This window comes from Gimesia maris (genome assembly GCF_008298035.1).
Lineage (GTDB): Bacteria > Planctomycetota > Planctomycetia > Planctomycetales > Planctomycetaceae > Gimesia > Gimesia maris.
In genome coordinates, this window is sequence record NZ_CP042910.1 from 6,686,088 (window position 1) to 6,699,374 (window position 13,287).

The 13,287-nt window shown below is 52.2% G+C and carries 12 protein-coding genes; 5 read left to right on the top strand and 7 right to left on the bottom strand.

What is annotated here, in order from left to right; translation table 11 throughout:
* Positions 1-110: 110 nt before the first annotated feature.
* The 3 genes from GmarT_RS24950 to GmarT_RS24960 form a co-directional block, all read right to left on the bottom strand.
* Entirely contained in the window at positions 111-2,216 is a 2,106-nt protein-coding gene (locus tag GmarT_RS24950) for an alpha/beta hydrolase family protein (protein ID WP_002648474.1), read from the bottom strand.
* A 143-nt stretch (positions 2,217-2,359) separates the two neighbouring features.
* Positions 2,360-3,409: an agmatine deiminase family protein gene (locus GmarT_RS24955; protein ID WP_002648473.1), complete on the bottom strand. Its 1,050-nt coding sequence runs from the start codon at positions 3,407-3,409 to the stop codon at positions 2,360-2,362.
* Positions 3,406-4,302: a carbon-nitrogen hydrolase gene (locus GmarT_RS24960; RefSeq protein ID WP_044239662.1), complete on the bottom strand. Its 897-nt coding sequence runs from the start codon at positions 4,300-4,302 to the stop codon at positions 3,406-3,408. The genes GmarT_RS24955 and GmarT_RS24960 overlap by 4 nt, the downstream gene beginning before the upstream one ends.
* Before the next feature lie 333 nt (positions 4,303-4,635).
* On the opposite strand from GmarT_RS24960, the gene GmarT_RS24965 reads away from it, so the two are divergent.
* From GmarT_RS24965 to GmarT_RS24985, 5 genes are all read left to right on the top strand, one after another.
* Positions 4,636-6,306, top strand: a complete 1,671-nt coding sequence (locus tag GmarT_RS24965) for an NAD-dependent malic enzyme (protein ID WP_002648471.1) — start codon at positions 4,636-4,638, stop codon at positions 6,304-6,306.
* Between the two features lie 57 nt (positions 6,307-6,363).
* Positions 6,364-8,055: a thiamine pyrophosphate-binding protein gene (locus GmarT_RS24970; RefSeq protein ID WP_002648470.1), complete on the top strand. Its 1,692-nt coding sequence runs from the start codon at positions 6,364-6,366 to the stop codon at positions 8,053-8,055.
* Positions 8,056-8,124: 69 nt separating this feature from the next.
* On the top strand, positions 8,125-8,538 hold the full coding sequence (yciA, locus tag GmarT_RS24975) for an acyl-CoA thioester hydrolase YciA (protein WP_002648469.1): 414 nt from the start codon (positions 8,125-8,127) through the stop codon (positions 8,536-8,538).
* 194 nt (positions 8,539-8,732) lie between these two features.
* Complete coding sequence (locus GmarT_RS24980; protein WP_002648467.1) at positions 8,733-10,178, top strand: FAD/NAD(P)-binding protein; 1,446 nt, start codon at positions 8,733-8,735, stop codon at positions 10,176-10,178.
* Between the two features lie 218 nt (positions 10,179-10,396).
* On the top strand, positions 10,397-10,774 hold the full coding sequence (locus GmarT_RS24985; protein WP_044239638.1) for a hypothetical protein: 378 nt from the start codon (positions 10,397-10,399) through the stop codon (positions 10,772-10,774).
* 32 nt (positions 10,775-10,806) lie between these two features.
* Here the strand turns inward: GmarT_RS24985 and GmarT_RS24990 are convergent, their stop codons facing one another.
* The 4 genes from GmarT_RS24990 to GmarT_RS25005 all read right to left on the bottom strand — a co-directional run bounded on the left by GmarT_RS24990 (position 10,807) and on the right by GmarT_RS25005 (position 13,243).
* Complete coding sequence (locus GmarT_RS24990) at positions 10,807-11,256, bottom strand: SRPBCC family protein (RefSeq protein ID WP_002648465.1); 450 nt, start codon at positions 11,254-11,256, stop codon at positions 10,807-10,809.
* Positions 11,257-11,362: 106 nt separating this feature from the next.
* Positions 11,363-11,776, bottom strand: a complete 414-nt coding sequence (locus tag GmarT_RS24995) for a hypothetical protein (RefSeq protein ID WP_002648464.1) — start codon at positions 11,774-11,776, stop codon at positions 11,363-11,365.
* A gap of 41 nt (positions 11,777-11,817) precedes the next feature.
* Positions 11,818-12,756, bottom strand: coding sequence for a DUF1559 domain-containing protein (locus GmarT_RS25000; RefSeq protein WP_002648463.1), 939 nt, complete (start codon positions 12,754-12,756; stop codon positions 11,818-11,820).
* Positions 12,757-12,832: 76 nt separating this feature from the next.
* Complete coding sequence (locus GmarT_RS25005; protein WP_002648462.1) at positions 12,833-13,243, bottom strand: hypothetical protein; 411 nt, start codon at positions 13,241-13,243, stop codon at positions 12,833-12,835.
* Positions 13,244-13,287: the final 44 nt, after the last annotated feature.

Genomic DNA, 13,287 nt, shown 5'->3' on the forward strand with positions numbered 1-13,287 from the left:
GTAAATAATTAATAATACCGGAACAGCCATTATCAAGGGCGCAGCAGGCGTTGTCCAGCGAGTCTCCCGGCGGGAACCACTACTTAAGGTTGTTAAGACAGTGTTCCAATTTACTCCTGCGACGCCAGCCCGGCGGTCACACTTGCCGGCAGAGTGACCTGGACTTTTTCACGTCCCGCCAGTTGAATCAGGTTCGGCAGATCATATACCTTGAGTGCGCCGTGTACCGTATTGATCAACTGATTCTGCGTCTCAGGTGTTTTCACAACTTCACCCCAGGAAGTGATCATCTGGCTCAGATTTACTTTTGAAAACAGCCCCGGTTCCAGGGCTGCTGCATGTAGTGCAGGAATTGCAGTTTCGCCGATCGCGGTCACCACAACCGGGTTTGTTTTTTTCTTTGACTGAATTTCCGACAGGAACCGTGCCGCTACGAGGATATCTTCCGCCCGTAACTTGACCATTGACTCGCCCAGAAGATACGCGAGCGCACACTCATGATAGTTCGGCCCCAGCAGTCCATGCGACCAGCCAATTCGACGATTATTCTTTCGCGAAGTTTCACCAATACAACGCACATCCAACGCGAGGACGACGTCACCCTGTTTCACCAGTTGCTCGATCGCCGCACCTGTTTCTGCTTCCACCTGTTTGCCACCGCCATGCAGGTATAACACGAGATCTCCCTGACGCATGTTCGGCAAAAACAGCAGTGCTGGCAGAGGAGTTCCGTGATCGGGGGTGACAATCAGTTTCTGAATCTGATAACCGTCGCGTGAAATGCTGCCCACTTCTTTGAACTCAGGTCGCGGCAATGAACCGAGTGGCTGGATACCGGAAATCTCGCGCACTTTGTCTCTTGCGGCACTTACATCTGTTGAACTCCAAAACGCAGCCCGCTCTGCCGCCAGCTTCTGGTTCAAGTTATCATTGACAGCAAACAGCGATCGTTCGCCTGCATCAAGCAGAATCTGCCCCGACTGCGAACACTGCAGTTCTTCATCCGTAAAAACAGGCTGATCTTCGACTTCAAAGATCGGGTTTTCTTTGTTTAACAGCCAGCGGTTCATCCAGCGGGCCGCTCCTTCTCTCAGCTGAATCGTAAATCCGTGCGGGGCGTCTGCTTCAATAATCCCGACCCGCTCCGCGTAGCCCAGTCGTGTATAAAAGCGTTTGGCTTCGCGGAACAGTTCCCATGTCCCGTCAATTTTGAATGTACTATCGAGTGTGCCGGCACAGATCAGCGTCGGTTTGGGAGCCCGCATCAGCGTATAGTCGGCGATGTCCATTCCATAGGCGAGCTGACCGAAGATATTCTGCTCGCCATCTTGCGGACCATTAAAATCGATGAGATAACGATACATGGTCGAATAACAGACCGGCGCTGCAGCCTGCACGCGATCATCCAGCGCCATGATATAACTCGCCAGTGTTCCACCCCCGGAATTTCCGGTACAGCCAATTCGTTTCGCATCAATTTCCGGACGGCTCACCAGGTAGTCAATACTCCGCATCCCATCCCAGATCCGATACCGGGCCGCGTTGCTGCCTAATGGAATCGAGCTGACCGAAAACAGCGTATGCTCGGCAGTGCAGTAGTACTGCACACGCGGATGAGGCGGTCGGTAGCGACTCCCGCCTTTAAAATATTCGTTCGGCTGTTCGGACAGCACCTGATACCGTTCCCCCTGCCCGATCGGATCGTAACACAGCGCCGCCATTCCGTTTTTTGCCAGCAGAATGCAGGCCCGCTGATACGCGGCGGAGGCCTTGCCATTATGACTGTGTCCACAGGGAACCAGCACGCCCGGATAAGGGGGTTTACTGTCAGGCAGATAGAGGTTGGCCGTCACATGATGACCGGGCCAGCTTTCGTAAATCACATTCTCAACCCGAAATCCGTCCCCCTTCAGCTTTCCGATCACGCGGGGATTGAGGGGCGTCCGCTCCGGAAACCCGCCGATCTGCGTCCGGAAGAAATCTTTCATCCGCTTCTGGTAGGCTTCACAGTCTTCAGGCGTTTTGATGTTTTCATAGACTGCTTTCCGTTTCGCGAAGGCTTCATGCGCACGTTTTTGCAGAGCCTGATACACCAGACCAGATTCGGCTGCTGCACCTTCCAGAGCGGGAAGCACAGTTAAATCTTCCGCCGCATTAGCAATCGGAGAAACAACAGACAGAAAGCCAAACAAAGACAACAAAAGCAGGCGATTCATAGCAGCGACCTCATGAGCGGGAATGCGGGCAGGAGATAAAACAGCGGCAGGATCATCTGGCGGCCAGATAATTAAATGTTCTTAATTATCATACCTGCTCGCTTGCCCGGACTCAATCAAAGATCGTTTATTGAGCCAGTTTTCTATTCTCCAGCCGTAATCTCATGACTCAAACAGTGTAGCGTGCCCAGCCCCCACACCAGATCGACCGCATGAATGCCTATAACGCGGCGCTCAGTAAAAAGGGCGCTGAGTATGCCCAAAGCGATTGCATCATTCGGATCATTAAAGGTCGGCACCAGCACACAACCATTCGTCACCAGAAAGTTAACATAGCTGGCAGGCAACCTGAGATCTTCGAAGTCGAGTCGCGCCGGCATTGGCATTTCTACCACATTCAGTTTACTGCCCTCTTCGAGGCGGGCACTTTTCAAACGCTCCAGATTCTGTGCCAGGCGATGATGATTGACGTCTTTTTTGTTCGCTTCCATACAGGCAACGACAGTCGTCGGATTCACGAAACGGCAGATATCATCCACATGGCCGTGTGTGTCATCCCCTTCAATGCCGTCCCCCAGCCAGATCACGTTCGTGACGCCCAGGTATTCATTAAAGATCGCCGCGTAATCTTCTTTCGTGAAACCGGGATTACGGACCTGGGTTTTCTGATCGAGCAGACACTCTTCGGTCGTGATCAGAGTGCCCCGTCCATTGACTTCGATGGCGCCTCCTTCCAGAACCACCGGGCGTCCCTGGTAGCAGACCTCCGTCACAGGAACCTTGAGCGATTTCGCCACCGCGGAGGGGACCTGCCAGTCCAGTCGATGGTTGGGATACTTGGCCCAGCCGTTGAAGCGGAACTGCAACGCCTCCCGTTTGCCGTCACTTCGCTGCACGACGATCGGCCCTGAATCGCGCATCCAGTTGCGGTTCGTATTCTGCAGGATATATTTGACCTGCTTCGTATTGGCATGCGCCTGCTGCAGCATGCCATCAACCTTCTGCTGCAGTTCCCCATCTTTCACAACCAGCAGGACGCGCTCGAACTCGGCCACCTTGCGAATGATTTCGACAAATGCCCACTTGATGACCTCGTACTTGCCCGGCCAGTCATTGCCGTTATGCGGAAAACAGAGCAGCGTCGTCTGCTGCGGTTCCCATTCTGCGGGCAGTCTACGTGTGACCTCACTCATTGAGAGGCATCATCATGATAGAGTTTCAGGATATTGCCATATGCGTCGATGCGGCGGTCGCGGAGGAACGGCCAGTTCTGACGGACCTCTGCCATCTCATCCAGGTTGACCTCGGCGATCAGAATCTCTTCCTGATCGTGCGATGCCTGGGCGATGATTTCTCCCTGGGGTCCACAGATAAAGGAAGCTCCCCAGAATTCCAGCCCCGGCTGCTCGGGTTCGGGCTGTTCAAATCCAACCCGGTTGACGGCGGCGACAAACGTGCCATTGGCAATCGCGTGACTCCGCTGAATCGTCATCCAGGAATCGTGCTGTTTCACACCGTACTCGGCTTTTTCATGGGGATGCCAGCCGATGGCAGTCGGGTAGACCAGCACATTCGCGCCACTCAAGGCAGTAATCCGGGCACCTTCGGGGAACCACTGGTCCCAGCAGATCAGAGTGCCAATTTTCCCGAAGCGGGTCTGAATGGCTTTGAAGCCCAGGTCACCGGGCGTGAAATAAAACTTCTCGTAGAAGCAGGGATCGTCGGGAATATGCATCTTGCGATACAGGCCCGCTTCACTGCCGTCTGCGTCAATCACGTAAGCGCTGTTATGATACAGGCCTTCGGTCCGTTTCTCAAAAAACGGAACAATAATGACTACGCCCAGTTCTTCCGCCAGCTTACTGAACGCGGTGAACGACTTGTCATACAGTGGCTCGGCGAACTCGAAATATTTAGTCGTCTCTTTCTGACAGAAATAAAACGAACTGTAGAGCTCGGGCAGACAGATGACCTGTCCCCCTTCTCCTGCGGCCGTGCGGACCCAGTCGAGGCACTTGATCAGATTCTCATCGGGAGTCCCGTTCAGCGAGACCTGCACCAGAGCAATATTAAATTGACGCGGCATAAAGGAAACATTCCAGAAACATGAATAAACTGTGAAGACCTGTTTCAGCAACCAGCGTGCAGACAGATCATTCACTTGGTGCTGTTATGTACGAAATCTGAAACCGAGTTGCAAGTCGTGTATCGCCTACTTCCGCCGTTTCCCGGCAAATCATGGGACTGTCCCTGCTGCTCAAACTCCAGCTTACAGGAATCCGTCCAGTTTCTTAAGAGTAACATCGACAGACTCACCACTTTTCCACTATTCTATGCCTGATACAGGAAGTACCTTTTAGATCAGGTTGCCCGTATCACTTCCTCACCCACGACTCTTCACATCGGGATTGAATTTGACATGAATACAGGACGTACGACAGAAGAATTTTCGATCGAGAAACGCGGCACCCTGCTGGTGGAAGACCCCCTATTGAATAAAGGAACTGCTTTTACGACCGAGGAGCGAATCCAGCACGGATTACTCGGGCTCCTGCCACCGCATGTGGATACTCTCGAAGAACAGGTCGAACGCGCTTACGAAGCCTTCTGTGACTTCAAGGAACCGATTAACAAACATATTTATCTCAGGCAGCTCCAGGACGAAAATGAAACTCTCTTCTATCGCCTGATGCTGGGGCATATCACAGAGATGATGCCCATTGTTTATACGCCCATTGTGGGCCTGGCGTGTGAACGTTTCAGCCATATTTATCGACGCCCCCGTGGAATTTTCATCTCCTACCCGGAACGGGATTCCATGGATGCGATCCTGGAAAACGTCGAACGGGACATTGATGTGATTGTCGTCACAGACGGCGAACGAATTCTGGGGCTGGGCGACCAGGGAGTGGGCGGCATGGGTATTCCCATCGGCAAACTCTCCCTGTACACCCTGTGTGGCGGAGTTGCCCCCGAGAAAACACTGCCCATCGTACTTGACCTGGGCACCAATAATCAGGAACGTCTCGACGACCCCCGCTACATTGGCTGGCGGGAAAATCGCATCAAGGGGGAAGAGTACGACAAATTCATTGACCAGTTCGTGACGGCAGTCAAAAAACGCTTCCCGAATGTTCTGCTGCAGTGGGAAGACTTTGCGTCCGTCGACGCCGAACGGATTCTGGATCGATACCGGGATGATCTCTGTACCTTTAACGACGATATTCAAGGCACCGCCGCCGTCACCACGGGGACGATCCTCGCCGCAATCGCTGCCGGGGGAGGAGAATTAAAGGACCAGAACATTGTGATGCTGGGTGCAGGCTCTGCCGGAGTTGGCATCTGTCTGCAGTTGAAACAGACGATGATGGCTTCAGGCATGAGCGAACCCGAGGCTCGTTCTCATTTTTATGTGATCGACCGGGACGGGCTCCTGCATTCCGGGCGTACGGATCTCGACGAACTGCATCAGCAGCTGTCACAGCCTTCAGAATCTCTGAAAAGCTGGGATTGTGATACTTCTGGAGCCGTCTCGTTCGCCGATGTGGTCCGCAACGCAAAACCGGGTGTTTTAATTGGCGCTACCGGACAGGCGGGCGCCTTCTCAGAACCCATCATTCGCGAAATGGCAGCGCATGTCGAACACCCGGTCATCTTTCCACTCTCCAACCCGACTTCACGTGCGGAAGCCACACCTGCGGATCTGCTGGAATGGACGAATGGCAAAGCCGTGATCGCGACGGGCAGCCCGTTTGATCCCGTTGATCACAACGGCGTCACGCATACGATCGCACAATGCAATAACAGCTATATCTTCCCGGCAATGGGGCTGGGCATCCTCGCGTCGCGGTCACGTCGAGTCACCGATGCGATGTTCATTGCCGCCGCGGAGGCCTTGAAGGAAACTTCTCCCGCGCTCAAGGACCGTACAGCGTCTCTGCTCCCCTCGCTGACGATCATCCGTGATGTCAGTCGCAAAATTGCCCATGCGGTCGCGCTGGCCGCCATCGCGGACGGGGTAGCCGACTCAATCACGGAAGCTGAAATCGACCAGCGGATTGAAGAAACCATGTGGCATCCTGAATATTAAATTGACAGTACTGCATACACCAGGATGAATTGCACTTAATCTATAGAAGGAACTCTGATGTCTGATAACAGCACTACCGTCGGTTCGTATCTGGCGTCCCGTCTGGAAGAGATTGGTTTGAAGCACTATTTCGCCGTCCCGGGAGATTACAACCTGGTACTGCTCGACAAGCTGCTGGAAAATAAAAATCTGAAGATGATTTCCTGCTGCAATGAATTAAACGCCGGGTATGCAGCAGACGGATATTGTCGTGCGACCGGCGGTGCCAGCGCGGTTTTTGTGACCTACAGTGTCGGCGGCTTGAGCCTCTTGAATGCGGTTGCGGGTGCGTATGCAGAAGACCTGCCGATGATTGCGGTTTCGGGTGGCCCGAATACCAACTCGGAAGCTGAGTTCGAAATGCTGCACCATACGCTGGGGCTGCTGGATTACGATTATCAGCGCGACATCTTTTCCAAGGTAACCGCGGAAGCAGTGACGATTCATGATCCCCGCGAAGCGCCGACGCAGATTGATCATGCAATCCAGACCGCCCTCCGCTTTCGCAAACCCGTCTATATTGAAATTGCCTGTAACATTGCGGATGCAGTCACTTCCGCTCCCAATGTCCGTTCGTTCGGTGGTCCGACCGCCAGTGATCCGCTGTCTCTGAACGCCGCCGTTGATCGCGCCGTCGAACTGTTGAACGCAGCAACAAAACCGGTTCTGGTAGCAGGTGTGAAACTACGTTCGTTTGGGGCGGAAGCGAACTTTCAAAAACTGGCGGATGCCAGTGGATATGCGATCGCCAGCATGCCCAATGCCAAGGGATTCTTCAACGAACAGCATCCTCATTACATGGGTATTTACTGGGGCCCCGTGGGAACGCCTGGCTGTGGTGAGATCGTTGATTCGTCTGATCTCTGCCTGTTCGCGGGAGGCACTTTTACCGACTACACTACCACCGGACACGCCGCCCTGATCAATCCAGCCAAAGTCATTCAGGCCCGCCCGAACAGCGTGGTCTTTCCCAATCAGACTTTCAGCAATGTGAAACTCACCGAATTCCTGGAACTGCTGGCAAAGAAACTGAAACCCAATGACGGGTCGATGATTGCCTATAATCGGATCAAAGAAGAAGTCACTCCTCTGCGACCGGGGGCTCCGGAAACAGAGCTTTCCACGCGACAGTTGTTTTCTCGTATCCAACAGATGCTGAGCCCCGATTCCGCAGTCATCGCGGAAACAGGAGACTCCTGGTTCAATGGCATGCAGCTGGATCTGCCGGAAGGAGCACGTTTTGAAGTACAGATGCAGTACGGTTCGATCGGCTGGTCCGTGGGCGCTACACTGGGTTACAGCGTCGGTGCACCAGATCGACGTCCCATTGCCTTGATCGGTGACGGCTCGTTCCAGCTGACCGCCCAGGAAGTCTCTACTATCATTCGCTACGGTCTGAAACCGATCATTTTCCTGATCAACAACGGCGGCTATACCATTGAAGTAGAAATCCATGACGGCCCTTATAATACCATAAAAAACTGGAACTATGCCGAGCTGGTACATGTCTTCAATGCAGAAGACGGAAATGGTTTCAGCTGCAAGGCGCATACGGAAGGCGAACTGGAAGAAGCCATCAAACAGGCAACAGCACACGACGGACCGGCTCTGATCGAAGTACTCATCCACCGTGATGACTGCAGTAAAGATCTGCTGGTCTGGGGAGGTCACGTTGCGAAAAACAATGGACGGCCACCTCGTGTTCGCTAACAGTAACCCGCCGAAAAAAATATTTTCGCTCGAGTCAATCTGATTTTCCCTGTCATACAGGATCGTGGAATGAAGGAAGAGATCTGTGAACTGCCGGACGGCAAACTGATATTAAGAACGCTGGCGATGCCGGCAGACACGAATGCCAATGGAGACATTTTCGGCGGCTGGATCATGTCGCAGATGGACATCGCGGGTGGCATCCTTTCCAAAGAGGTCTCGGGCATCCGCACGGTGACGATTGCGGTTGAGTCGATGAAATTCATCCGTCCGGTCAAGGTCGGTGATGTCGTCTGCTGTTATGGAACGGTTGAGCGGATTGGCACCACATCGGTCACACTGCAACTCGAAGTCTGGGTCGAACCGGTCCTGCGGCATGAAGATTCGCAGTGTCCCTGCTTCAAAGTCACCGAAGCCGCCTTCACCTATGTCGCCATTGATCACCAGGGGAAAAAAACTCCGCTCGTCAGGAAGAAGTCCTGAACGAACTCACCGCTTTTTCAGCAATCCCCGGGAATGTCGCCTGCTACCTGTTACTCCAGTTCAGCCCGAGGTACAATTGAAGCGTTTCCTGAAGCTGTTTTAAATTTCAATCTTGTATTCGAAACAGCTGGACGCTCCGTTGGCTATGCAATCATTCCGGTATCCCGTATTGACTGTGAAAGGACCAGAGGCCCATGAAGAAAGTGGCGATTATTGGAGGTGGTTTCAGTGGAACTATGGCGGCGGTCAATCTGGCCCGCTTAAGCAGCGGCCCGCTCTGTATTCAACTGATCAACGATAAATATCCACTCGGTCGTGGTGTCGCTTATGGGACCCGCCGCGAAGAACATCTGCTGAATGTCGCCGCACGAAACATGTCAGCCGCCCCCGATCATGCGAATCACTTTCTGGACTGGCTCCGCACCCGGGTTGACTACAGTGATCTGCCTGATCCCCAGCTTCGCGAAACCTATGTGCCGCGTCGCATTTATGGCGATTATCTGCGCAGTATCCTGGCAACCTACATGCAGCCCATCGACCAACATCATCCTGCAGAGATCCAGGTCATCGAACAGGAAGCCGTCGATATTGAATTTAATTTTGTAGGCACTGCAGAGATAACGCTCAAAGATGGTTCGACCATTGATGCCGACCGTGTTCTGCTAGCAACCGGGAATCAGCCCCCCTGCCCCCTGGCAGAAGATGCATTCTCCCATCCGGGTTATTGCGCTGAGCCTTGGGGAAACTGGATGGAAAAACTTCCCGCCCCCTCCGAAAACATCATCGTCATGGGGACGGGACTCTCCATGATTGACGTCTTTCTGACGCTCAGCGAGCAGGACTGGCAGGGTCATCTGATTGCCATTTCACATAACGGCATGATTCCGCAATCGCATTTTCGTGGCATAGAATATCCGGACTTTCTTCCGGAAGAACCTGAAAACCTGGGTCTGGATAATCTGGTGCTGTTGCTCGAGAAACATTGTCGTCAACTACAGCGGATTGGGGAAAATCCGGGAATCGTCGTTGATCGCCTGCGACCTCATACACAGAAGATCTGGCAGAAATTTGAACTCAAGGAAAAGCAGGAATTCCTCAAACGTTATGCGGCCCGCTGGAATGTAATTCGACACCGTATCGCCCAACCAATTCATCAGCGCGTCACCGAAGCGATCACAGAAGGTCGATTGAGTGTTGTCCGGGGTCGCATCACCGGATTGGAAGCAGACGGGAACCGTGTCTCTGTAAACCTGCAGAATCGGGCAGGCACGTCGCAACAGGTGAGTGGCGGCCTGGTAATCAACTGCACGGGTCCCAACTCCGGTTTTTCGAATACCAGCGTACCTATGTTTCAGAACCTGCTCCAGCGCGGGTTGATTCGACCGGATGAACTGGATATGGGCATCGATGTCGGAGCGGACTTTGCCACGATTGATGCAGAAGGCAATCCGTCCGAATTTCTGTTCGCCATCGGCCCATTGATGAAAGGAACTCTCTGGGAAACAACGGCGGTCCCCGAATTGCGCGGGCAGGCAATGCGCGTTGCCCAACTGCTGCTGGATGATGCGGCTCTCGTCTCACCCGGACACGATTACCGCATCTCGGTCGAAGAAGAACATGTGATTGAATACTATATTTAATCTGCGGATGGATCTTTCAGCGAAATTGACGGGAACGCCTTAACCCGTTTCAATACGCGAAGATACAATCCCAGTGAGAATTCCATCAACAGGTGGATTGGACATGTATCCGTAATATTGTCGCATTTTCGGTCCGTTTAGCGAATCTCTGTCTGAACGCTGCGAACTTCTCCGAAGTTCCTTTGAGAAACCAGACTGATCGAAAAGGGGAAACGTGCATGCGAGGCATCATCCTGGCTGCGATACTAGCGACAATGGGGGGACCTTTCCTGCAGGCGGGTGAAACCCGGACCTGGGAAGGAAAATGGAATAACCGCAAGTACAATACCACCGGTCCATTGAAGTGTGTCGCGACATCAGATGACAGTGGAAAATGGAAAGCGACCTTCACCGGATTATTTAAAGGTGATCCATTTAAGTATGAAGCGACGTTTCAATCAAAGCCCATGGGCAAACAGCTCAATCTGTCGGGAGACGCTCTCATTCGCGGTCATCAGTATCAGTGGATCGGTTCCATGAAAGGCAACATGCTCAATGGAAAATACAAATCGAACATCGGCTATTTTGGCGAGTTCGTCTTGAAAGAAAAAAAATAGCAGTTCGAATCTGACTGACCGGGCGATCAGCATTACTCACTCTCTGCGGCGATGTGTTCTTTAATCCGCTGTAGATTGGTCAGTCCGGTCGGCTTGCCTACTTTCATGATGAACTTGACCAGTAACCAGCCCCAGAAAGGAATCTGTCGTTCGAACTTAATCCGTTCAATGACTCGCGTATATCTTCCCAAAGGTTCAATTTCATACACGACAGTCATATGCTCCGTGCGATTCTGTTCGGGATTGGTCTGCACCACGATGTTACAGGTGACTTTGAATGGGTCATCATCTTCGGGAACCATGCCGGCGAAATCGATTGTTTTCCCTTTGAAAACCAGCTCACCAATGCATTTATCACCTTCGACCGAAATCGATCGAATCTTATCATTAATTTTCGGCCAGTTTTCCAGATCGCTCAACCAGTTGTGAATCTGATCAGGAGGCGCTTCCAGTTTTGTTTTTTCGGTCAGTTCCAGTTGCATCGCATCAACTTCTTAGAGATATGTCGGAAAACAGTCTCTGCAAAGTATGCAGGCTTTCGAATTCTGCTGCAAGAGCGATTTGACCGGACACAAAGCAACAGTCGCCTCAAGGCAGTACATTCAGGTTAAGCTGGTTCTCTCCCTCTGCTGTGATTTCGGCAGTCAATGTCGTCGTTCCTCGCTGAGTATATTTGACCGGAATCTGGGACGACTTCTGGGGGACTGCGGTGCCATCCGGACTTCCGTGTGAAACCTGGATCACCACTTTATGCTTGCCCACAACGGCACCATCTCCCGATTCGTAAGTGGAAAGATGAAATGCCCCGTCAGCGCCAATCATACCGACAGCATGTTTGCCTCCCGAGTCAGGAAAAAACATAATGTTTCCGGCAGTTAGAGGCTGCCCGTCTAACGCAACGGTTCCCGAGACCCTGGCTGTGGGTAATCTGTCATCTGGTTGACCACAGCCTGAACAGAGAAAAGCGACCAGAGAAAGCAGCAGACCAGATCGAATATTCATGTTGTATTCTTTCTTAAAACAAAACGAAATACTCATTTCTGTTACTTGTTGAATCCGCCTGTTGGCAAGCCATCACTGGCATGTCCCAGTTGCTGGTACAGGGACAGGTCCATGTTCTCACTCAGAAAATGAACGCTGCCGTCTGCCAAAAGAAAATGAGCACCACCTGTGTGAAAACTTTGCGAAGCGGTCGTCTGTGGCCAGCCGATCGTCGGATATTGACAGGGACTCGGCCCACATAGTAATGACGAACTGTTAATCGCTGCGGAAGTATGCACCGGGCTGTCACTGGGTACCCAGGCACTGAAGGGATTGTAGCTGGGAGACATTTCACCAATCGCCAGCACATTCGATGCCCCATCAGTCAGATCACGAAACCGCATTACAAACGTCTGACGACGACGAAACATTCCCCCCGGACCACTATCCGGATGCAGTCCGCATACTTCTCCATAAGTTGCAACTGCAGCGGTAGTATCATAAGTACTGCCAGCAATATCGCAGACATTAGTAGAAGTCAGAGCGCCACTGGCACCGGTTGCGTTTCCAGGAAAACACCAGTTGACGTGCAAATCTCTTTTCACCGCAGGCGTCGGGTCACTGGGACAGAGATAAACGGGGATAATATTCTGACACAGCGCCAGATGAGCGGGATCAGTAATCCTTAAACTCGAATTGAACTGATTGAACAGGGGTCCCTGATCAATATAAGGCAGCACTTTCATCCGCCAGCTGAACCCGTTGGGCAGATTGGGATCAGCGCCATTGGAATTCGGCGGGAAGACATTAAAAGCATCGTGGTAATTATGCAGCGCCAGCCCGATCTGCTTCAGATTGTTCTTACACGTGGAGCGGCGGGCCGCTTCTCGCGCCTGTTGGACCGCTGGTAAAAGCAACGCAATGAGAATCGCGATGATCGCGATCACTACCAGCAATTCGATTAACGTAAAAGCACGACGAGGTGTAGTAGCTGAATTCATAGCGTGTCCCCTTTTGTATTAATCCATTGAAATTAGAATAATAAATGGTCCCGCAGCAATCGCTTCTCAATAATTTTTATTGTGACTCAAGCTTGAAATCGAAGTGGTTCTTTCCTTCTTCATTCACATCTGCAGTGAGTGTTGTCTTTCGATTGAATTGTTCCGGTACATATTGCGTGCGCGCAGGAATGGTTTTTCCTGGTTCGGCTGGATCGGGTTCCCGCTTCGACTCATCGAACCGATAAGCAGTGATTTCCACATTCTTTTTGCCTGATGTACATTCACATGAATATTGTCCGTTCTCTATAGTTGCTGCGTGCCGCTGTGCATTACCAGTTGCAGGAATGAAGACAATCTGCCCTGTCTCGACTGGCGTTCCCGAGAAAGACACTACACCCGAAACCGTAAAAGTTTCAGGCCCTGCTTCACCACTATGGCAGCCCGTCAACGGCAGCAGGAGCAGAATAAACAGTTTCTCAACGCGCATTGTTTTCAATTCCTGAACGAACCTGAAGATGTGATAATCGTATG